This window comes from Amycolatopsis roodepoortensis, assembly GCF_014873915.1.
Taxonomy (GTDB): Bacteria; Actinomycetota; Actinomycetes; order Mycobacteriales; family Pseudonocardiaceae; genus Amycolatopsis; species Amycolatopsis roodepoortensis.
This window is the reverse complement of the sequence record NZ_JADBEJ010000005.1, coordinates 1,639,244-1,660,684: the sequence shown is the minus strand read 5'-3', so window position 1 is coordinate 1,660,684 and position 21,441 is coordinate 1,639,244. Positions and strand designations below refer to the sequence as shown.

18 protein-coding genes are annotated in these 21,441 nt (G+C 69.7%); 9 read left to right on the top strand and 9 right to left on the bottom strand.

Annotation, left to right across the window (positions count from 1 at the left end):
- Window positions 1-230: 230 nt before the first annotated feature.
- The 3 genes from H4W30_RS27105 to H4W30_RS27095 all read right to left on the bottom strand — a co-directional run bounded on the left by H4W30_RS27105 (window position 231) and on the right by H4W30_RS27095 (window position 3,430).
- Complete coding sequence (locus H4W30_RS27105) at window positions 231-1,262, bottom strand: sigma-70 family RNA polymerase sigma factor (protein ID WP_126731471.1); 1,032 nt, start codon at window positions 1,260-1,262, stop codon at window positions 231-233.
- A 246-nt stretch (window positions 1,263-1,508) separates the two neighbouring features.
- Complete coding sequence (dtd, locus tag H4W30_RS27100; RefSeq protein ID WP_192745413.1) at window positions 1,509-1,934, bottom strand: D-aminoacyl-tRNA deacylase; 426 nt, start codon at window positions 1,932-1,934, stop codon at window positions 1,509-1,511.
- On the bottom strand, window positions 1,934-3,430 hold the full coding sequence (locus H4W30_RS27095) for a DUF7782 domain-containing protein (RefSeq protein WP_192745412.1): 1,497 nt from the start codon (window positions 3,428-3,430) through the stop codon (window positions 1,934-1,936). Before H4W30_RS27095 ends, dtd begins: the two co-directional genes overlap by 1 nt.
- A gap of 27 nt (window positions 3,431-3,457) precedes the next feature.
- Between H4W30_RS27095 and H4W30_RS27090 the strand changes: the two genes are divergently transcribed.
- Both H4W30_RS27090 and H4W30_RS27085 read left to right on the top strand, forming a co-directional pair.
- Window positions 3,458-4,723 (top strand): amidohydrolase, encoded by a 1,266-nt coding sequence (locus H4W30_RS27090; protein ID WP_192745411.1) that lies wholly within the window; start codon window positions 3,458-3,460, stop codon window positions 4,721-4,723.
- Between the two features lie 17 nt (window positions 4,724-4,740).
- Window positions 4,741-5,094, top strand: a complete 354-nt coding sequence (locus H4W30_RS27085) for a DUF3099 domain-containing protein (protein WP_126731478.1) — start codon at window positions 4,741-4,743, stop codon at window positions 5,092-5,094.
- A gap of 64 nt (window positions 5,095-5,158) precedes the next feature.
- On the opposite strand, the gene H4W30_RS27080 is transcribed toward H4W30_RS27085, so the two are convergent.
- From H4W30_RS27080 to H4W30_RS27065, 4 genes are read right to left on the bottom strand one after another with little or no spacing between them, the layout of a single operon-like run.
- Window positions 5,159-6,031 carry a carbohydrate kinase family protein gene (locus H4W30_RS27080; RefSeq protein WP_192745410.1) on the bottom strand — a complete coding sequence of 291 codons (873 nt, stop codon included), beginning with the start codon at window positions 6,029-6,031 and terminating at the stop codon, window positions 5,159-5,161.
- A complete protein-coding gene (locus H4W30_RS27075; RefSeq protein ID WP_192745409.1) occupies window positions 6,028-6,945 on the bottom strand; it encodes a pseudouridine-5'-phosphate glycosidase in 918 nt (305 codons plus the stop codon). The genes H4W30_RS27080 and H4W30_RS27075 overlap by 4 nt, the downstream gene beginning before the upstream one ends.
- 9 nt (window positions 6,946-6,954) lie before the next feature.
- Window positions 6,955-7,599: an HD domain-containing protein gene (locus tag H4W30_RS27070; protein ID WP_192745408.1), complete on the bottom strand. Its 645-nt coding sequence runs from the start codon at window positions 7,597-7,599 to the stop codon at window positions 6,955-6,957.
- The gene (locus H4W30_RS27065) at window positions 7,599-8,405 is read right to left on the bottom strand and encodes a sporulation protein (protein WP_192745407.1); all 807 of its coding nucleotides are present in this window, start codon (window positions 8,403-8,405) and stop codon (window positions 7,599-7,601) included. The genes H4W30_RS27070 and H4W30_RS27065 overlap by 1 nt, the downstream gene beginning before the upstream one ends.
- 58 nt (window positions 8,406-8,463) lie before the next feature.
- Here H4W30_RS27065 and H4W30_RS27060 point away from each other — a divergent pair, with 58 nt between their 5' ends.
- Together H4W30_RS27060 and H4W30_RS27055 are read left to right on the top strand one after the other, a co-directional pair.
- Window positions 8,464-8,706: a DUF3039 domain-containing protein gene (locus H4W30_RS27060; protein WP_007033595.1), complete on the top strand. Its 243-nt coding sequence runs from the start codon at window positions 8,464-8,466 to the stop codon at window positions 8,704-8,706.
- A 120-nt stretch (window positions 8,707-8,826) separates the two neighbouring features.
- Window positions 8,827-9,663: a hypothetical protein gene (locus tag H4W30_RS27055; RefSeq protein WP_192745406.1), complete on the top strand. Its 837-nt coding sequence runs from the start codon at window positions 8,827-8,829 to the stop codon at window positions 9,661-9,663.
- Window positions 9,664-9,918: 255 nt separating this feature from the next.
- Here H4W30_RS27055 and H4W30_RS27050 read toward each other — a convergent pair whose 3' ends face one another.
- Window positions 9,919-13,047 carry an efflux RND transporter permease subunit gene (locus H4W30_RS27050; protein WP_192745405.1) on the bottom strand — a complete coding sequence of 1,043 codons (3,129 nt, stop codon included), beginning with the start codon at window positions 13,045-13,047 and terminating at the stop codon, window positions 9,919-9,921.
- Between the two features lie 119 nt (window positions 13,048-13,166).
- Window positions 13,167-14,291, bottom strand: coding sequence for a YihY/virulence factor BrkB family protein (locus H4W30_RS27045; protein WP_192745404.1), 1,125 nt, complete (start codon window positions 14,289-14,291; stop codon window positions 13,167-13,169).
- Window positions 14,292-14,555: 264 nt separating this feature from the next.
- Between H4W30_RS27045 and H4W30_RS27040 the strand changes: the two genes are divergently transcribed.
- From H4W30_RS27040 to H4W30_RS27020, 5 genes are all read left to right on the top strand, one after another.
- Window positions 14,556-16,310, top strand: coding sequence for a DEAD/DEAH box helicase (locus tag H4W30_RS27040; RefSeq protein WP_034317045.1), 1,755 nt, complete (start codon window positions 14,556-14,558; stop codon window positions 16,308-16,310).
- Window positions 16,311-16,759: 449 nt separating this feature from the next.
- Complete coding sequence (locus H4W30_RS27035) at window positions 16,760-17,893, top strand: sugar ABC transporter substrate-binding protein (protein WP_192745403.1); 1,134 nt, start codon at window positions 16,760-16,762, stop codon at window positions 17,891-17,893.
- 77 nt (window positions 17,894-17,970) lie between these two features.
- The gene (locus tag H4W30_RS27030) at window positions 17,971-18,744 is read left to right on the top strand and encodes an ATP-binding cassette domain-containing protein (protein WP_005164482.1); all 774 of its coding nucleotides are present in this window, start codon (window positions 17,971-17,973) and stop codon (window positions 18,742-18,744) included.
- Window positions 18,745-18,767: 23 nt separating this feature from the next.
- Window positions 18,768-20,228, top strand: a complete 1,461-nt coding sequence (locus H4W30_RS27025) for a sugar ABC transporter permease (RefSeq protein WP_192745402.1) — start codon at window positions 18,768-18,770, stop codon at window positions 20,226-20,228.
- A gap of 11 nt (window positions 20,229-20,239) precedes the next feature.
- A complete protein-coding gene (locus tag H4W30_RS27020; RefSeq protein WP_192745401.1) occupies window positions 20,240-21,421 on the top strand; it encodes an ROK family transcriptional regulator in 1,182 nt (393 codons plus the stop codon).
- Window positions 21,422-21,441 lie beyond the last annotated feature (20 nt).

Below are 21,441 nucleotides of genomic sequence, written 5' to 3'. Positions count from 1 at the left end.
GACCCACGGGACCGAGTGCAATTCCCGCGCTGCAATTTGTCGCCGCGCCGGACAAAGAGTTCGGGAGGCCGGGCCCACCCCGACGGACCCGACCTCCCGGGGAAAGCGATCCGGGTGCGAACACCCGACCGCGAAGACTTATTACCTGCTCGACGGTCTCGTGACGCAGGTCATAAGTCAACGCTGCCGAACGGGTGTTGCTTTTCCGAGCCGAAACGGCTCAGTGACCATTACGAAGCGTAGGCACGCAGGCGGTCCGCCCGCTCACCCTGACGCAGCTTCGACATGACCTCTCGCTCGATCTGCCGAACGCGCTCACGGGAGAGCCCGAAGTGCTTGCCGATCTGGTCGAGCGTGCGCGGCTGGCCGTCGTCGAGGCCGTAGCGCAGGCGGATCACCTGGGACTCGCGGTCGTCCAGCGTCGCGAGCACGCGGCGCAGGTCGTCCTGGAGCAGACCGGAGATCACGGCGCTCTCGGCGTCGGTCGCCTCGGAGTCCTCGATGAAGTCACCGAGCGGGGCGTCCTCCTCGGTGCCGACCGGCATGTCGAGGCTCACCGGGTCACGCGAGTGGTCGAGCAGGTCCGAGATCTTGTGGGCCGGGATACCCGATTCGGCGGCCAGCTCCTCGTGGGTGGCGTCCCGGCCGAGCTGCTGGTGCAGGTCGCGCTTGATGCGGGCCAGCTTGTTCACCTGTTCCACCAGGTGGACCGGCAGCCGGATGGTGCGTCCCTGGTCGGCCATCCCCCTGGTGATGGCCTGGCGGATCCACCAGGTGGCGTACGTCGAGAACTTGAACCCCTTGGAGTAGTCGAATTTCTCCACCGCGCGGATCAGGCCCAGGTTCCCCTCCTGGATCAGGTCGAGCAGCGGCATCCCCCGGCCGGTGTAGCGCTTCGCGAGCGAGACCACGAGGCGGAGGTTGGCCTCCAGCAGGTGGTTCTTCGCGATGTGGCCGTCACGCACCAAGGCGGACATCTCCGAACGCCGCTTCGGCGTGAGGCCCTCGGCCGTGTCGAGCATGTGCTGGGCGAACACGCCCGCTTCGATGCGCTTGGCCAGCTCGACCTCGTCGGCGGCGGACAGCAGCGCCGTCTTGCCGATTCCGTTGAGGTACACGCGAACGAGGTCCGCGGCCGGGCTCTGGGCGTCGAGGTCGGCGTCGGTGAGCGCCCCCGTGCTCACCGGCTCCTGGGTGGATTGCGCCGGGATACGGCGCTCGCGAATCCCGCGCGCTTCGCGTTCGAGAGTCTGGACTGACATTCTGCCTCCCCGGTCACGGGCTGAACGTGCTGCGGTCGTCCGCCGGGTCCGTCTCGGTGTAGCAGGCCCTGTGGAAAACCCGCTACTCCTCGCCGGCCCAGCTTGGCTGGACACTTGGCTCAACGCCGGGAGGTCCGAAAACGTTCCCGGCCGCTACAGAGGAGACGGGCGGCTGACCTGGGGCGTTGCTCCACCAACCCTGAGCTTTTCCTGAGAATGCCCGTGCCGGGGAGAAGGAAACGTGGTCTAGACCTCTATGAGGAGGGTGAACGGACCGTCGTTCACACTCCGGACCGTCATCATGGCCCCGAAGCGACCGGTTTCGACCCGCGCGCCGCGTTCCCGAAGCGCGTCGACGACGGCCGTCACGAGGGGTTCGGCCACCTCGGGCCGGGCGGCCGCCGTCCAGGACGGACGCCGGCCTTTGCGGGTGTCGCCGTAAAGAGTGAACTGGCTTACGACGAGCAGGGGAGCGCCGGTGGTGGCGCAGGACTCCTCGTCGCGAAGTATGCGAGCTTCGTGCAGTTTGCGTGCCATCGCCGGCACCTTGGACGCATCGTCGTCGGCGTGGATTCCCAGCAGCACCAGCAAACCCGGCTCGTCGATGGCACCGGTCACCTCGTCGCCGACGGTCACGCTCGCTTCCGTGACCCTCGCCACCACCGCCCGCATCAGACGGCGGGGAGCAGCATGCCGTGCCGGACCAGTTCCCGGACGACGGGCAGCGCGGCCTCGGCCAGCTCCTCCGGTTCGAGACCTTGAGCGGCCGCCAGGAGCACGATCAGGTCCTCCAGGGGAAGCGCGCCCTGACAGCCCGCGAGCAGCCGTGTCGCGAGTTCGTCCACTTCGTGCGACCAACCGGGACCGTCGGTGCGGTGCAGGCGCTGGACGGTGGTGGCCCAGCCCTCTTCGCCCGGCTCGGCGACGCTCTCCAGAAGCACCGTTTCCGGCACCCGGAACCGGACATCGAGGAGCGAATCGCCGTTGGCGCGAAGCCATTCCACCCGATCCAGCCAGTTCGCGGCCTCGGTGCCCAGTGGGTCGTCGTAGGCCTGGCGCAGGTCTTCGCAGACGATCGTCGGGGTCGCGCCGTCCGCCCGCCGGAGCGTGACGAAGCCGAACCCGATGCCCTGGACGTCGTTTTCCTCGAACCAGTCCAGCCACGCTCCGGATTTCGCACGGCCTTCGGGGGAGCGGGGGTCGATGCCCGCGTCGCGCAGCCACGTGCCGACATAGAGTCCCGGGTCCGCGATGTCCCGCTGGACGAACCACGCGTCGGTCTCGGCGGGCAGCCAGCGGGTCACCCGATCGCCCCAGTCCTCACCCTTCACGTGCAGCCAGGACGCCAGGAGCTGGCCGGTGCCGCCGTCGTTGAGGAACCCGGGCAGCTGCCGCACCACGAGCGCGCTGGCGTCGTCCCCCGCGAGACCGGAGTCGCGGTAGGTGTAGTCGACCCGCGGCGGGCCGACCACGAACGGCGGGTTGCACACGATCTGGTCGAACCGGCGCCGCGCGACCGGGGCGAACCATTCGCCCCGGACCAGTTCCACGTCCAGTTCGTTGAGCCGGAACGTCGCCGCGGCCAGCGCCAGCGCGCGGGCCGAGACGTCGGTCGCGGTGACCTTCTTCGCGTGCCGGGTGGCGTGCAATGCCTGGACGCCGTTGCCGGTGCCGACGTCGAGCAGGCTGCCGACCTCGCGGCGGCTGGTGGCCCGGATCAGGCTGAGCGAGGCGTGCCCGACGCCGAGCACGTGGTCTTCGGGCACGGTCGTGCCCAGGACGTCGGCGTCGAGGTCGGAGACGACCCACCACGAGCCTTCGTCGTCGCCGTGCGGGCGGACGTCGAGACCGGCCCGGTAGCCGTCGGCGGCGGGCACGAGCAGCGTCGCGGCGACCGCGTCATCGAGGGACAGTGGCGCGAAAGCGGCCTCGACGTCCTTCTCCGGTTCGGTCGACCCCAGCAGGAACAGCCGGATCAGCGTGCCGAGTTCACCCGCGTCGCGGGTCGCGCGATAGGCGAGTTCGGGTTCGCCGCGGCCGAGGGCGCCGTGCGCGGAACCGAGGGCGCCGACCACGCCGTCGGCGTCGTACCCCGTCCGGCGGAAGGCGTCCCGCAGCCTCGCGCAGACGTCGTCGGACAGGTCGGGGAGGGCCGCTCGTGTGCTCACGGTGGGTAATACTGCCAGGATTGGGTCGTGAGCCTCGAGAGTGTCCTGGCACCGCTGCAGGCGGCGCTGCCCGGATTGGAAGACCTGTACACCGACCTCCACCGGCATCCGGAGCTGTCGTTCGCCGAAACCCGTACCGCCGCCGAGCTGGCGAAGCGCCTGGAGGCCGACGGTTACGAGGTGCACACCGGCATCGGGCGCACCGGCGTCCTGGGCGTGCTGCGCAACGGGCCGGGCCCGAAGGTGATGCTGCGCGCCGACATCGACGCGCTGCCGGTCGAGGAGAAGACCGGGCTGCCGTACGCGAGCACCGCGCGCGGAGTCGACGCCGAGGGCCGCGAAGTCCCGGTGATGCACGCTTGCGGCCACGACATGCACGCCACCTGGCTCTCCGGCGCCGCCTCGCTGCTCGCGTCCGGCCGCGAGCAATGGTCCGGCACGCTGATGGTCGTCTTCCAGCCGGGGGAGGAGGCCGGGGACGGCGCGGCAGGCATGGTCCGCGACGGCGTCTTCGGGCCCGCAGGCAAACCCGACGTCGTGCTCGGCCAGCACGTCGTGCCCGGTCCGGCGGGCTGGGTGCTGACCAGGCCGGGCGTGATCATGGCGGCCACCGACGCGCTGCGCATCACCCTGCACGGCCGCGGCGGGCACGGCTCGCGTCCCGAGACCACGGTGGATCCCGCGGTGCTCGCCGCGTCCGTGGTGCTCAAGCTCCAGACCATCGTGTCGCGGGAGATCTCGGCGACCGAGTCGGCGGTGGTGACCGTCGGGTCGCTGCACGTCGGCACCGCGCACAACATCATCGCCGACCACGCCGTCCTCGAGGTCAACATCCGGTCGTTCGACCAGGCCGTGCGGGAGAAGGTCGTCGCGGCGGTCGAGCGGATCGTCCAGGGCGAGGCGGCCACCGCGGGCGCGCCGAAACCGCCGGAGATCGAGCGGATCGGCGCGTTCCCGGTCACCGAGAACGACGACGCGGCCACGGAGGGGCTCACCGCCGCCTTCCGCGACCACTTCGGGGAGGGCCGCGTGATGCCCGCGCCGCTGGTCACCGGCAGTGAGGACTTCAGCGAGTTCGGCCGCGCGGCCGGCGTCCCCTCGGTGTTCTGGCTGGTCGGCGGCATGGACGAGGGCAAGGTGATCGCCGCGATGACCGCCGGGCGCTTCGAACAGGACATCCCGTCGAACCATTCGCCGCTCTTCGCGCCGATCCCGCACCCGACGCTTTCGGCGGGCGTCGAGACGCTCGTGGTCGCGGCTTTGCACCGGCTCACCCACCCGGGTGTCGGATGAGCCCGGCGAGTGGGAGCATGGAAGCCGGAGGTGGTGCTGTGAACGCGCCCGCCCACGGTCCCGAACCGAGGGAACCCGCTCCGGTGCTGATCACCGAAGCCGCCCCGTCCTACGAAGACCAGCTGGCCAAACGGAAGCGGAAGTACATCATCATGATGTCGTTCCGCATCCCGTGCCTCATCCTCGCCGGGATCTTCTACGAGACCTGGTGGCTGGCGCTGGCCCTGATCGCGATCTCGATCCCGCTGCCCTGGGTCGCCGTCCTGATCGCCAACGACCGGCCGCCGCGCAAGAGCGAGAAGGTCAACCGGTACCAGGCCGAACCGACGCGGATCGAGAGCTCCGGTCACCGCGTCATCGACGGCGGCTGACCCGTTTCGCGCGTGAAGGCCCCCTTCCCTCGGCTCAGCCGAGGGAAGGGGGCCTTCACGCGCGTCAGGGCTGCGGCCCGACCTTCGAAACCGCCTGGGCACCCAGCCGGGTACCGGCCCGAAGCACCTCCGCGGTGGACTCGCCGCGCAGCCACGCCGCGAGCACCCCGGCGTCGAACGCGTCCCCGGCGCCGGTGGAGTCGACGCATTCCGCGGGCTGCGACGGCACCGAGGTGATGGTGCCGCTCGCGTCGATCCAGCTGGCGCCGTCGAGACCGGCCGTGACCACGACCTCGCCGACGTAGTCCAGCAGTTCCTTCGCCGCCTCGGGATCGCTCGACCCGGTCAGCGCGACCAGCTCGCTGGTGTTCGGCATCAGCAGGTCGACCCCGCGCACGTCGTCGAGGAAGGCCGCGGGATCGGTGATCAGCGTCGCCGCCTGCGGATCGACCGACGTCGTCAGCCCCGCCTTCTTCGCCGCCGCCAGCGCCGCGAGCGCGGCCGGCCGCGACGACGGGTACAGCAGGACGTACCCCGAGAGGTGCAGGTGGCTCGCCCCGCGCAGCGCCGCCTCGGTGACGTCTTCGGGGCTGAACTTCGCGTTGGCGGCGCGGTCGGCGAGCATGCTCCGCTCACCGGCGCCGTCGACGAGCACGACGACGCAGAACGTCGGTTCCTCGGGGTCCACCGCGAACTCGCAGCGGACGCCCGCCGCCTCCAGTTCGCTCTTCACCATGCGGCCGCCGGAGTCGTCGCCGATCCGCGCGACCAGCGTGGTCTCCGTCCCCTCGGCCCGCAGCCACAGCGCGGTGTTCGCGCCCGCGCCGCCGCTGGTGAAGTGGACCTTCGCGCGGATGTCGCCGCCGTGCGGGATGGGGCCCTCGTGCCGCGCGACGACGTCGAGACCGACGTCGCCGACGACGACGATGCCGCTCATGCGGCGGTCCCGGCGAGCGCGACGGCGACTTCGGTGGCCAGCTCGGCGTTGGACAGCACCAGCGCCTCGTTCGCGTCCAGGCTCACGCCTTCGCTGGCGGTGTGGAAGTGCTCCAGCAGCACCGGCGTGACGTCCTTGCCGTGCACGCCGCGCGACTTGAGGAGTCCCAGCCCTTCGGCGAGCAGCCGGTCGTGCAGCTCCTTGTCCATTTCGGACGCTTCCGGGATCGGATTCGCCAGCAGGACACCGGAATCCGCGTGTACCCGGTGGGCGGCGATGACCGAGGCGGCCTGCGCGGCGTCGTCGACCCGCCACGGCACCTCGAAACCGGACGAGCGGAGGTAGAACGCGGGGAACTCGCCGGTGCGGTACCCCAGCACCGGTACCGAGTTGGTCTCCAGCACTTCGAGGGTCGCGGCGATGTCGAGCACCGACTTCACGCCGGAACAGACGACCGTGGTCGGCACCTTCGCGAGCACGCCGAGATCCGCCGACACGTCCCAGCTCTGCGCCGCTCCCTGGTGCACGCCGCCCAGCCCGCCGGTGGCGAACATGCCGATCCCGGCCGCGGCGGCCAGCGCCGCCGTGCTCGCGACCGTCGTCGCCCCGGAGCGGCCGAGGCCGACGGCCGGGCCGATGTCGCGCAGGGAGAGCTTGTCCAGATCCGCGCCGGGCGCGCAGACACGTTCCAGTTGCTCACCGGTGAGGCCGATCAGAGGGACACCGTCGAGGACGGCGATGGTCGCGGGGACGGCGCCGCCGTCGCGCACGACCTTCTCCAGCCGCCGGGCGACGTCGAGGTTGCGGCCGGGCGGGAGACCGTGGGAGAGGATGGTGCTCTCCAGCGCGACGACGGGGTCACCGGCGGCGAGGGCGGAGGCGACCTCTTCGTGAAGGGACAGTTGCGGAGTCACGAACGAACATCATCGGTGATGTGGGTCCGCGTCACGCCATCGGGTCAGTTCGTTCGCGAGGTTCCCGCGTGCCTTGCTCTCCCAGCGTGCCCGCGCGATGTCGCTGCGGTACAGCCGCGGCCTGGCCAGCAGGTTCTCCAGCACGGCCACGCGTCCCGCCCGCCAGTCCTCGTCCGAGTAGATCGAGTACTCCTCTCGGACACCGCTCGCGTACTCCTCGTAGCGCTCCGGCGGCGCACCGAGGATGGCGAGGTCGGCGTCGAGCAGCGCCGTGGCGAGCAGGTCGTCGTCCGGGGCGGCGTGGTGGATCGTGCTCAGGACCAGTTCTTCGGCACGCTCGACATCCGCCTCGGGGACGCCGGCGTTGGTGAGTTCGTCGCGCGTCCAGGCGGCGCTCGCCCGTTCGTCCTCGCCGGGGCGGGCGTCGTAGACGACGTCGTGCGTCCACGCGGCGACGGCGACCAGGGCACGTTCGCGGGAGCCCAGGCCGAAGGCGACGGCGAGGTCGCCGCTGTCGTGGGCGACCGCCGTGACGTGCCGGAGATCGTGGTAGCGGCGATGCGGTTCGGCGTAGCGGGTCTGGAGGTCGTTCCACGCGACGGCGGCGAGCTGGTGATCGCCGCCGAGCCGGGTGATCGCGGTGGGCCACTCCATCAGTCGAAGATCCCGCGCGCCTTGGCCACCTCGTGCAGCCACCCTTCGAGCTGCGGCTCCCACTTGACCCGCTCCAGCGCGGCGTGGTCGACCTTGAACAGGCCGAGGAACTCCTGGCCGCGGCCGCCGAACCCGCCGCTCTTGGACACCCGGACCCGTTTGGTCACCTCCAGCACGACCTGTGTCTCCGACGCCGACGACAGGAAGGTCACCGCCACCGAGGTGAACACGGGGGCGAACCGCGGTGAAGGGGTGAAGCGGATCTCCTGGAAGAACGGGAGTTGCTGGACGGCTCCGTTGATCCGGCCGCGTTCCAGTACGGCCTCGCGGAAGACGAACCCGATCCGGCTGAAGGCGTCCAGGATCCGTTTCTGCGCCGGCAGCGGCTCGATCGCGGCGGCGTCGACGTCGACCGGGTCGGTCACGGAGTTCGCGATGTCGAGGCAGGTCTGCAGGCCGACGGCCATCCCGGTCAGCGGTTTGCCGAAGACGCTGGAGATCGGCGTCTCCCAGGGCAGGGCCACCTCGAACGGGAGGCGGACCTGCTGTCCCGGCCCGATCCGCTCGTTGCCCGCCAGCTGCTGGGTGCCGAATTCGAGGTCCTCGACGCCGGGGCGGCGTTCGTCCGGGAGGGTGACCCTGGCGAGCAGCTTCACCGAGAGGCCGTTGATCTCTTGATCGACTTCGCCGCCGAGCAGCAGGACCTCGCCGCGCAACGGGCGGCCGGGGGAGATCGTGCGGTCGAGCAGCCGGGCGTCGATCTTCGCCCCGCCCGAGCCGAATGTCGCGAGCACCTTCTGGAACATGGGCGAGATCCTGCCAGGTCGTCGGTGTGCGCAGGAGGATTTGGGGCACAATGGAGGGGTGAGTACACAGACCCTTCCGAAGCCGGATACCCGTCCCGAGGGCACCGACGGCACCGACGACGATTCGCCGAAGATGTTCCACTACGTGCGCAAGAACAAGATCGCCGAAAGCGCGGTCATGGGCACGCACGTGGTGGCGCTGTGCGGTGAGGTCTTCCCGGTGACGAAGTCGGCGAAGCCCGGTTCGCCGGTCTGCCCGGACTGCAAGAAGATCTACGACGGCCTCAAGCCGGGCGACTGAGTGTCCGTCCGGTGTCCGAAACCGGACAAAATCTGAAAATCCTTCACATGGTGGCTGCCCGTCCCGGTCTTCGCTGGTAATCAGTACGCGCCAGCGAAAACCCGCCGGGACGGAGCCTTCATGCGTAGAACCGGGATCGTGCTCGCCATCGCCGCGTTGGTCGCGGTGTTCTCACCCGCCGCCGCCCAAGCCGTCACCGGCTGGACCACCGTCGGCTCGGACAACGCCCGCCCGCTCGACGAGGGCCAGGGCCTGGCCACCATCGAACGGCCGTCCGGGACGATCTACCGCTACACCGGGATCGCGACCGTTCCCGTGAACCTCTCGTCCCAGGGCTGGAACCACGTGGGCGACCCCGGCTCCGCCCAAGGCTGGTACGTCGAGCCGTACCAGCGCGACGACAGGGGAGCGAAGCTCTTCCGCGTCGAGTCGCCCAATGGGACGTGGGCGAACTACACGCACACGCTGGAGTCGTGGGAGGCGAACAACAACTCGTTCGCCGCCGTGACACCCGACGCGCGCTGGATGGTGGCGGGCGAATGGGGCACGATGGACCGGCTCCTCGTGCACCCGATGCCCGGCGTCGCGCACACGAACCCGTCGGCGAACCTGCCGTACGCGTCCGCGATCCGGCTCGACAAGCCGGTGCGGGACATCCAGGGCTGCGACTTCCTCACCGCGACCCGGCTGCTCTGCGCGTCCGACGACCCCGAGGGCTCCCTGTTCGGGACCACGAAGCCGCTGCTGCAGGTCGACCTCTCCGGCGCGCTGTCCGGTTCGGACGTGACCGGGCGGGTCACGTCGCTGGGGCAGCTGCCGCTGAAGAGCACCTGCAGCGGGAACTTCGAGACCGAGGGCATCGACGTCGCCGCCGACGGGACCCTGCGGGTCGTCATGCTTTCGCCGTCGTGGTGCGTGGCCTTCGACAGCAAGACCTGGCGGTTCCGTAAGGCGTGACTCGCGTGATCGGACGCGTAACTCGCGTGATTGGAGGCGTACCTGCTCCAATCACGCGAGTTACGCCCTCAATCACGCGAGTTGCGGCTTGCCGCGCCGCCCCCAATTACGTGAAGGCCCCCTTCATTGCGTCTAGCGCAGTGAAGGGGGCCTTCACGTACTTGCCGTCGAGGCAGGCGCAGTTAGTCGGCCGAATGCGGGAAGGCGCGCCGGGCGCCCACCCGGCCCCGGCGCGCCTCCCTCCCGCCCCCAGGTCTACGAAGCCGGCTCCGGCGTCAGCGTTTCGGTGGCCGGGGCCGAAGACCGGCGGGCGTCCTTCTTCGCGCGGCGACGCTCTTTCCGTGTCTCGACCATCGTGTACAGCGTCGGCACCAGGATCAGCGTCAGCAGGGTCGAGCTGACCAGCCCGCCGATGACCACGATCGCCAGCGGCTGCCCGATGAACCCGCCCTGCCCGGTCAGCCCGAGCGCCATCGGGACCAGCGCGAAGATGGTCGCCGCCGCGGTCATCAGGATCGGCCGCAGCCGTCGCCTGCCGCCTTCGACGACGGCGTCGGCGACGCTCATCCCCGCGGCCCGGTACTGGTTGACCAGGTCGATCAGCACGATCGCGTTGGTCACCACGATGCCGACGAGCATCAGCATCCCGATCAGCGCGGGCAGGCCCAGCGCGGTACCGGTGGCCAGCAGCAGCCCGATCGCGCCGGTCGCCGCGAACGGGATCGACACCAGCAGGATCAGCGGCTGGATCAGGCTGCGGAACGTCGCCACCATGATCAGGTAGACGATCGCGATCGCGGCCAGCAGCGCGAGGAACAGGTTCCCGAAGGCCTCCTGCTGGTCCTCGCTGACGCCGCCGAGCTGGTACGCCGCGCCGCCGGCGAAGGTCAGACCGTCCAACTTGGACTGGATGGCCTTCGTGGTGGCGGCCAGGTCCGCGCCGGTGTTCTTGGCGGTGACCGTGGTGCTCAGTTCACCCGAGGTACGGTGCACCGCGGCCGGTCCGTCCACTGTGGACACGGTGGCGACGGAGTCCAGCCGCACCACGCCGGCCGCGCTCGGGATCGGCAGCGCCTTGACCGCGTCGACCGACACCGGCGCCGTGCCCGCGCGCAGCACGATGTCCGTGCGCCTGCCGTCGACCGGCAGCTGCGTCACCGTGCGGCCGGCGATGGCCTGGTTCGCGATCTGGCCGATCGTGGTCGCCGAAAGCCCGCTCGCGGCGGCCTTGGCGGCGTCGACCTCGACCTGCACCCGCGGCGAGCCCTGCGCGAGGTCACTGGTCACCTCGGTGAGATCCGGGACACCGGACAACGCTTGGCGGACCTGTTCGGCGGCGGGCTTCAGCGCGGCTTCGTCCGGCGCGGTGACGGTGATCGAGATCTGGTCGGAGTTGAACCCGCCCGCTTCCGCGCCGATCTTGACCTCGCCGAGTTCCGGCTTGTCGAGCTTGCCCCGCAACCGCTCCGACAGCGCGTCGAGGTCGGTGTCCTTGGCGACGGTGACCTGGATGCTGGTGGCCGTCCCGCCGCCGCCGAAGAAGTTGCCCCCGCCGATGCTGACCTGGTAGGTCTCGACGCTGGGTTCGGCGGCGAGCGCCTCCTCCACCGCGCCGGCGGCCTTCTCCTTGGCCTCGGAACTGGTGCCGGGCGGCAGCTTCTGCGAAAGGCTCAGCGTCGTCGAACCGGACTGGTCGAGGAAGTTCGTGTTCAGCTGCGAGGCCAGCCCGACCGTGCCACCGAAGATGATCAGCGCCAGCAGGACCACGGTGACGCGGCGCCGGGTGGCGAACCTGATCACCGGGACGTACCCGCGCTGCAGCAGCCCACGGCGTTCCTTGTCCTCGGCGGCCTGGCGCGTGAGCTCGGCCTCGCGCTCGTCCGCCGGCGTCTTGGGCGGCTTGAGGAACCAGTACGCGAGCACCGGCACGATCGTCAGCGACACCAGGAGCGACGCCAGCAGCGCCACGGTGACGGTGATCGCGAACGGCGAGAACAGCTCGCCGACGAACCCGCCCACGAAGGCGATCGGCAGGAACACCGCGACCGTGGTGAGGGTGGACGACGTCACGGCGCCCGCGACCTCGCGCACGCCGTCGAGGACCGCGCGCTCCTTCTCCTCGCCGTAGGCCAGATGTCGTTTGATGTTCTCCAGCACCACGATCGAGTCGTCGACCACCCGCCCGATGGCGATGGTGAGCGCGCCGAGGGTGAGCAGGTTCAGCGAGAGATCGCCGGTCCACAACGCCAGCAGCGCCACGACCACCGAAAGCGGGATCGACACCGCCGTCACCAGGGTGGAGCGCACCGACAACAGGAACAGCAGGATCACCACGACCGCGAACGCCAGCCCGAGCAGCCCTTCGGTGGTCAGGCCGCTGATCGCGTCCTTGACCGGGGTGCCCTGGTCGAACACGACGCTCATCTCGGCGCCGATCTTCTTCGACAGCTCGGGCAGCTTGTCCCGCACCGCTTCCGAGATCGCGACCGCGTTCCCGTTCTCCACCATGGTGATCGACAGGCCGAGGCTCGGCTTGCCGTTGGTGCGGGTGATCGACGTCGGCGGCGCGAAGCCCGCCTGCACGTCCGCGACGTCGCCCAGTTTGACCGAGACGGGCTTGGCCGCCTGTGCGCCGGGACGGGAAGCCGGTGTCAGGTGAAGGTTCTTGATCGTGTCCACTGTGGTCGGTCCGCCGCCGACCTGGACGGTGAGCGTCTTGCCGCCTTCGGTCAGCGTCCCGGCCGGGACGGCGGCGCCGGCGGTCTGCAGCGTGGTGGCGATCGACGACTGGTCGACCCCCGCGGCCGCCAGCTTCGCGTAGTCCAGCGCGATGGTCACCCGCGGCTGCCGCGCGCCGGTCACATCGACCTCGCGGACACCGTCGATCTTCCGCAGCTCCGGCGCGACCTCCCCGGTCAGCGCGGGCGCGAGCGCCTGCGGGTCACCGGTGGTCCCGGCGGCCAGCAGCACGACCGGGAGATCGTCGGTGGAGCCCGCCGAAACCGTCGGCTCGCTGTTCTGCGGCAGCCGTGCCTTCAGCCCGTCGACGACGCGCTGGATCTGCCCGACCGCCGCGTCGATGTCCGTGCCGAATTCGAACTGGGCGGTGACCCGCGACAGCCCCTCCGACGACGTCGAGCTCAGCTCTTCGAGCCCCTTCAACCCCTGCAGCCCGCCCTCGAGCGGCTCGGTGACCTGACGGTCGACCGCGTCCGGCGACGCGCCCGCGTACGGCGTGATGATCTGCGCCTGCGGGAACTGCAGTGACGGGAACAGCTGCTGCTTCAGCTGTGGCAGGGCGAAGGCGCCGAAGCCGATCACCACCAGGGCGAGCAGCCCGATGAGACTTCGGTTGCGCAGGCTCAGTCTGGCCAGCGTGGACATGACGGTTTCCCCCAGGAATGGCTCGGGACGGGCGGTTATCGCGAGCTTTTCACGGCAGGGGGTGGGGTGGATTCACACCACGGGTGGAATCCGAGTACGACTTCGGGATGAGGTTCCGCTCAACTTCGCCGGTCTGTCACCGAATCGGCTTCGCTCTGCGTTTCCTCGTTCACCGATTGTTCCGACACGTGTTCGGGGTCACCGTCGGGGGAATCGCCGTTCTGGCGGGGACGGCGGAGCGGGACCGTCGTCCGTTCCCACAGTTTGCGACCCTCTTCGGCGCGGATCCGTTCGTTCGCTCGTTCCATTTCCAGCCGCCGCCATTTCCGGCGCTGCCGTTTCGTCGCCTTGGCGGGCCACAGTTCCTGGATCGCGCTGTTGAAGTACGCGCCGCCGACCACCGCGAGCCCGATGAAGAACATCAGCAACAGGAACGCGATCGGCGCGGCGAGCGCGCCGTAGGTGTAGCCGGTCTTGGTGATCCAGTTCAGGTAGATCCGCAGCCCGATACTGGAAAGCAGGAACACGACCATGGCGAGCACGGCGCCCGGCAGCCCCCGGTGCCACGGCAGCCTGCGCGGCAAGGCGAGCTTGTACAGCGTCGTCAGCGCGAGCACGATCATCACGGCCAGCACGGGGTAGTACAGCGTGCCGACCCAGTACGACACCGTGCCGCGCCAGTCGGTGGGGAAGAACTGGGGGAGCAGGTCCGGCCCGATCGCCAGCAGCGGCAGCCCGACCACCAGGATGACCAGCCCGGCCAGGTACAGCAGCAGCGCGAAGATCCGCTGCCACACGTCGTTGCGGACGCCGTACTGGTCGTGCGCCACGGTGATGGCGTCGACGAACGACGACATCGCCGACGAACCCGCCCACAGGGAGATCAGGAAGCCGACCGAGACGATCTCGCCCTTGCCGACGAACAGGATGCTGTTGACCGTCGGCTCGATGATGTCGTGGACGGCGTTGTCGCTGAAGATCGTCTTGCTGAAGGTGATGATCCGGTCGTGGACCGCGGTCACGACCTCCTGGCCGAACCAGTCGCCGACGAAGCCGAGGCAACCGAGGAGCCCCAGCAGCAGTGGCGGCAGGGAGAGCGTCTGCCAGAACGCGGCTTCGGCGGCCTCGGAGAAGATGTTGCCGTCCCACGCCTTGCTGAGCGTGCGGTTGAGCAGGCGCAACGGACCCCTGCGGCCCTTCGCGACCTCGGCGGCCGTATCCGGACGGCCGTTCTCCTCGCTCATGCAGCTCCTCCGACGGCGCCGAGCGCCCTTGACCGTCTCCAGCATGGTCCATGCCGCGCGATTCGGCTCGCCACCCCTGGGTTTTCGGGTGAGTAACCCGACAACGGGGGTGGCGCTTCCGGCGTTCCACTGGCCCGCGAGGTAGGCTCCCCGGAGTGCCCTCACCTCAGGCGCCGGCGTCGCGGCCGGATACCCAAGTGGGGGTTTTCGCTTGTGTCAGGGTGGATGACCAGGCGTTTCGGGTGAGGGAGGAGGGGAACCTGCATGTCGGAAACCGTTGAACGCGATCGAGGCGAGCTGGGCGCGCCTCCCGCGGCGAAGGACAGCACGGCCCGCCCGCTGCGTGCCTGGCAGCGGCGAGCGCTGACGAAGTACCTCACGAAGAAACCGCAGGACTTCCTGGCCGTCGCGACGCCGGGCGCGGGCAAGACGGTGTTCGGTCTCCGGATCGCCGCCGAGCTGCTGAGCGACCGGACCGTCGAGCGGATCACCATCGTCGCGCCGACCGAGCACCTGAAGCACCAGTGGGCCGCCTCGGCCGCGGCCGCCGGTATCGCGATCGACTCGAACTTCCGCAACGGCACCGGCGTCACCTCGCGTGACTACCAAGGGGTCGCGGTGACCTACGCGCAGGTCGCCGCGCATCCGACGCTGCACCGCGTGCGCACCGAGAACCGCAAGACCCTGGTCATCCTCGACGAGATCCACCACGGCGGTGACGCGAAGTCCTGGGGCGACGCGATCCGCGAGGCGTTCACCCCCGCCGTCCGCCGTCTGGCGCTGACCGGGACGCCGTTCCGCAGCGACGACTCGCCGATCCCCTTCGTCACCTACGAGGCCGACGGCTCGGGTTTCCAGCGCAGCAAGGCCGACCACGCCTACGGCTACGCCGACGCGCTCGCCGACGGTGTGGTCCGGCCGGTCGTCTTCCTCGCCTATTCCGGTGAGGCCTCCTGGCGCACGAGCGCGGGGGAGGAGTTCACCGCGCGGCTCGGCGAGCCGCTGACGGCCGAGCAGAACGCTCGCGCCTGGCGCACGGCGCTCGACCCGGCGGGCGAATGGATCCCGTCGGTGCTGCAGGCCGCGGACACGCGTCTCGCGCAGCTTCGCGCCAACGGCATCCCGGACGCGGGCGGCCTGGTGATCGCCACCGATCAGGATTCGGCGCGCGCCTACGCCAAGATCCTGGAGCGCATCTCCGGCCAGACCCCGACGGTCGTCCTCTCCGACGACCCCAAGGCGTCCGGGCGGATCAAGGAGTTCTCCGATTCGACCGACCGCTGGCTGGTCGCGGTCCGGATGGTGTCCGAAGGCGTCGACGTGCCGCGCCTGGCGGTCGGCGTCTACGCCACGAGCGCGTCGACCCCGCTCTTCTTCGCGCAGGCCATCGGCCGGTACGTGCGTTCGCGCAAACCCGGCGAGACCGCTTCGGTGTTCCTGCCGAGCGTGCCGGTGCTGCTGGAACTCGCCAGTGAGCTGGAGGCGCAGCGCGATCACGTCCTCGGCAAGCCGCACCGCGAGAAGGAGGGCTGGGACGACGAGCTCCTGGCCCAGGCCAACCGCACCGAGGACGAGCCGGGCGAGGAGGAGAAGGCGTTCACCTCGCTGGGTGCCTCCGCCGAACTCGACCAGGTCATCTACGACGGCAACTCCTTCGGCACCGCGGTGTTCTCCGGTTCCGACGAGGAGCAGGAGTACCTCGGCCTCCCCGGTCTGCTGGAGCCGGACCAGGTCCGTGCCCTGCTGCGGAAGCGGCAGGAGGAGCAGCTCTCCGACGAGAAACGGCGCAAGCCCAAGGCCGAGGAGGCCGCTCCGGTCGCGCGGCCGCAGTCGGTCAGCGAGCGGCTCGGCAGCCTGCGCAAGGAGCTGAACGCCCTGGTGGGCGTGCACCACCACCGGACGAAGAAGCCGCACGGCGCGATCCACAACGAACTGCGCCGCGTCTGCGGCGGCCCGCCGACCGCGATGGCGTCGGTGGAGCAGCTCGAAGAGCGGATCGTCACCCTGCGTTCCTGGTGACCGCCCCGTTTCAAGCGCGTGAAGGCCCCCTTCCCTCGGCTCAGCCGAGGGAAGGGGGCCTTCACGCGTAACGGGTGAGGGGTGTGGAAATAGAGACGTTGAACGTCTCTATATCCACACAGTCTTACTCAGGGTGATCTCGCTTCGTCGACAGACATGTCGTCCCTCGCCTGCTGATGATCTTTACCGGAACCCCGGTCAACAGGCTGGGATCGCCCTGGACGTCACGCTCAGTGAGTGGTGGCGGTCACACCGTCAGCGCACCTAGACTTCGTACGCCTTGCTACGGCCACGTTGCCAAACCGTGTCCATTCGATGAGGCTTAATCGATTCAGCCGTCTTCCGCGAAACCCGTTCGGCGGCATATGTTGTCGCCCACAACATATGCGCGATGGTGCGACCGGTCCTCGAGGATCGCCGCCCGCGAGCAAGATCCGGAAGGAACGAGGATGCGCAGCAGAACCCTTACCCTCCTCGCCGCGACGGTGGGCGCCGGCCTGGTGCTCTCCGCTTGTGGCGCCAACACCGCCGACTCGGGCAGCGGCAACTCCTCGCAGTCCGCCCCCGCCCCGGGCGGTGCCGCCGCCGGTGGCAAGGTCGGCGTCATCCTGCCGGAGACCGCCACGTCGGCGCGCTGGGAGTCCTTCGACAAGCCGTTCCTGACCAAGGCGCTCAAGGACGCGGGCTTCGACGCCGACGTCCAGAACGCACAGGGCGACGTCCAGAAGTTCACCACCCTGGCCGACGGCATGATCGCGCAGAACGTCAAGGTCCTGATCATCGCCGCCATCAACGGCGAGGTCGGCGCGGCGGTCGCCCGCAAGGCGCAGGCCGCGGGTATCCCGACGATCGACTACGACCGCCTCAACCTCGGCGGCAGCTCCGACTACTACGTCTCGTTCGACAACGAGAAGGTCGGCCAGCTGCAGGGCCAGGGTCTCGCCGACGCGCTGAAGGACAAGAAGGGCGCCGAGGTGGTCATGATCGAGGGCGCCCCGACCGACAACAACGCGACGCTGTTCGCCAACGGCCAGAAGTCCGTGCTGCAGCCGAAATTCGCCAGCGGCGACCTGAAGCTCGTGCGCGAGCAGGCCATCGACAACTGGGACAACCAGAAGGGCGGCCAGACCTTCGAGCAGATCCTGACCGACAACAAGGGCAGGGTCGACGGCGTCGTCGCCGCGAACGACGGTCTCGCCGGCGCGGTCATCACCGTGCTGAAGAAGAACGGCCTCAACGGCAAGGTCCCGGTCACCGGCCAGGACGCCACCGCGGACGGCCTCATGGCGATCCTGCGCGGCGACCAGTACATGACCGTCTTCAAGCCGATCAAGGAAGAGGCCGAAGCCGCGGCGAAGCTCGCCGTGCTGCTGGCCAAGGGCGACAAGGCGGGTGCCGACGCGCTGGCCACCGGCAAGGCGAAGGACCCGAAGGGCAACCGCGAGGTCAAGTCCGTGCTCCTCGAGCCGAAGATGACCACCAAGGACGGTGTCAAGGAGGTCGTGACGCAGGGCTACGTCAAGGCCGCCGAGATCTGCGGCGGCGACCTGGCCGCGGCGTGCACGCAGCTCGGTATCTCCTGACCCGTTAATCCAGACGACCGGGCCGGTGCGTTCCCCCGACGGAGCGCGCCGGCCCGGTACCCAGCCGGGAGAACCCCATGAGTGAACCCATCCTCGAACTGAAGCAGCTCAACAAGAGCTTCGGGCCGGTCCACGTCCTCCACGACGTGGACTTCAACGTGCGCGCCGGCGAGGTCACCGCGCTGGTCGGCGACAACGGTGCCGGAAAGTCCACTTTGGTCAAGTCGATCGCCGGGATCCACGGCTACGACTCGGGAACGGTGACGTTCCAGGGCAAGCAGGTGAACATCCACGGCCCGCGAGACGCCGCGGATCTGGGCATCGAGGTCGTCTACCAGGACCTCGCGCTGGCCGAGAACCTCGACATCGTGCAGAACATGTTCCTCGGCCGGGAACGCGGCAGCAAATGGCTGCTCGACGAGGCCAGCATGGAGAAGGCCGCCCGCGAGACGCTCGCGTCGCTGTCGGTCCGCACCGTGAAATCGGTCCGTACGCCCGTTTCGGCCCTCTCGGGCGGGCAGCGGCAGACCGTCGCGATCGCCAAATCCGTGCTGTGGGACTCGAAGGTCGTCCTCCTCGACGAGCCGACCGCCGCGCTCGGTGTCGCGCAGACCCGGCAGGTGCTCGACCTCGTCCGCCGCCTCGCCGAGCAGGGCCTCGGCGTGGTGCTGATCAGCCACAACATGGCCGACGTCTTCGAGGTCGCCGACCGTATCGCGGTGCTCTACCTCGGCCGTCTCGTCGCCGAGGTGCACACCAAGGACGTCACCCACGGCCAGGTCGTGGAACTGATCACCGCCGGTCGCTCCGGCGACCTCGGCCTTGCCCGCCCCGAAGCCGCCGTCCTCTGATCCGAGGCGAGAAAGAACCGGAAATGACTGAGACACCTGCAAAGCCCGCCTCGCCGGAGGGGGGCAAGTCGGCGGCCGCCGCGCTCAACCCGTCGGCGGCCATCACGGACTTCGGCATCGACACGACATCGATGTCGACGCGCGAGGCCGTCGGCGACTACTTCTCCCGGCTCAAGGCGGGACAGCTGGGTTCGCTCCCGGCGCTGCTCGGCCTGCTCGTGCTGGTGATCGTGTTCGCCTCGCTGTCGGACACCTTCCTGACGATGAACAACATCGCGAACCTGATGGCCCAGGGCGCCGGCAAGGCGATCATCGCGATGGGCATCGTGTTCGTGCTGCTGCTCGGCGAGATCGACCTGTCCGCGGGTACCGCGTCCGGGGTCACCGCCGCGGTGCTGGCGATGCACTACGTGCGTAACGGAAACCTGTTGGGCGGCATGGGGAACGGCGTGTTCATCGCGTTCCTGGTGGTGCTCGCGATCGCCGCGCTGCTCGGGGTGGTCCTGCGGATCTGGGCGGGCGTCGGGTTCGCCGTGCTCGCCATCGCGCTCGTGCTCTCGGGGACCGCGGCCAACCCGTGGATCGAGATGCTGCTCGCGATCAGCGTCGGTGGCGCGATCGGTGTCCTCACCGGGTTCCTCGTCTCGAAGATCGGCATGCCTTCGTTCGTGGTGACGCTGGCGCTCTTCCTCGCCTGGCAGGGGGTCATCCTCCAGTTCATCGGTGAGGGCGGCACGCTCGGCATCAGCACCTCGGACGTGCTGTTCAAGGTCGCCAACGGCAATCTGTCCACTGTGGGCAGCTGGGTCCTCTTCGTGATCGCCGCCGGCGGGTTCGCCGCGGTGACGCTGGGCCAGCACTTCTCGCGGCTCAAACGCGGCCTGGTCACCCAGCCGACGCCGATGGTGCTGTTCAAGGTCGGCGCCATCGCCGTGGTCGCCGCGATCGCGACCTATCTGCTGACGCTGAACCGCGCGCCGAACCCGAACATCGTCATCTCCGGTGTCCCGTACGTCGTGCCGATCGTGCTCGGCCTGCTGGTGCTCGGCACCTACGTGCTCAACCGCACCCAGTACGGCCGCCACATCTACGCCGTCGGCGGCAACCGCGAGGCGGCCAGGCGCGCCGGTATCAACGTCGAGAAGATCCGCGCCTCGGTGTTCGTCATCTGCTCGGCGGTGGCGGCGGTCGGCGCGATCGTCTACTCGTCGAAGGTCGGTTCGGTCGACCCGCAGGCCGGTGGCCTCAACACGCTGCTGTTCGCGGTCGGCGCCGCCGTCATCGGTGGTACGTCGCTGTTCGGCGGCAAGGGCCGGGTCGTCGACGCGGTGATCGGTGGTCTCGTGCTCGCGGTCGTCGAGAACGCGCTGGGCCTGCTGAAGCAGTCGGCGGCGGTGGTCAACATCGTCACCGGTCTGGTGCTGCTTCTCGCCGCGACGGTGGACGCGCTGTCCCGTCGCCGCGCGGCTGCGTCGCCGCGCTGAGTCCACATGGAATGATGAAGTCCGTGACCAGCACACCCGTTGCACGACCAGACGAGGTGCGCAGGCACAACCGCACGACCTTGCTCCGGTTGCTGCACGTCAGCGGCCCGAGCACCAGGGCGACCCTCGCCACCGAGCTGGGGCTCAACCGCAGCACCATCAAGACCCTCGTCGACGGCCTCGCGGAAGCGGGGGTCGTCGAGGAGCGGGTCCCGAGGCCGGGACGAGGGGCGGGCCGTCCCTCGCTCCTGGTCCTGCCGCAGCCGCACGCGGCGGTGGTGCTCGCGGTCGACCTCCAGGTCGAACACGTGGCGATCGCGCTGGTCGGGTTCGGCGGCCAGATCCTCGGGCGCAACAGCTGGAACCTCCACGGCCGGACGCGGGAGGCCGACGAAGTGATCACGCACGTGATCGAGTCGACCACCGTGCTGGCGGGCGACCTCGGCGTACAGCCGATCGCCGCGGGGGTGTCCGTGCCCGGCGTCGTCCGCCGGGCCGACGGGCACGTCCACGAGGCGCCCAACCTGCGCTGGACGGATGTGGCGCTGGGGGAACGGCTCGGCGGTGTGCTGCGCATCCCCGTCCTGGTCGGCAATGACGCCGAACTCGGGGCCATCGCCGAACACCTGCGCGGCGCCGCGCGGGGTTCTTCCGACGCCGTGTACGTCTCCGCCGACGTCGGTGTCGGGGGAGGGATCATCGCGGACGGTTCGTCGCTGCGCGGCGGCGCGGGCTACGTCGGCGAGATCGGGCACATGGCGATCCGGCCCGGCGGCCGTCCCTGCTACTGCGGGTCCAGCGGCTGCTGGGAGACCGAGGTCGGCGAGGCGGCCCTGTGCCGCGCGCTCGACCTGCCCGAGGACACCCCGCGCGGGGCGATCCTGTTCGAACTGCGCGAGCTGGGCCGGGATCCGCACGCGGCCGAGGAGCGGCTGTCGGAGTTCGCGGAATGGCTGACGCTGGGCCTGGTGAACGTGGTCAACCTGCTCGGCCCGCAGCTGGTCGTGCTGGGCGATCTGCTCACCGTGCTGCCCGACTCGGTCGTGAAGTCGGTGGCGGCCGAGGTGCGGCGGCGGAGCCTGGTCAGCCGAGCCGTGGGCGGGACGCAGATCGTGAGCTCGGCGCTCGGGGCGGACGTGAAGCTGCTGGGTGCGGCCGAGGCGGCGTTTGAAATGATCTTGGATACCGTCTAGACCTCGTGAGCGGTAGGACG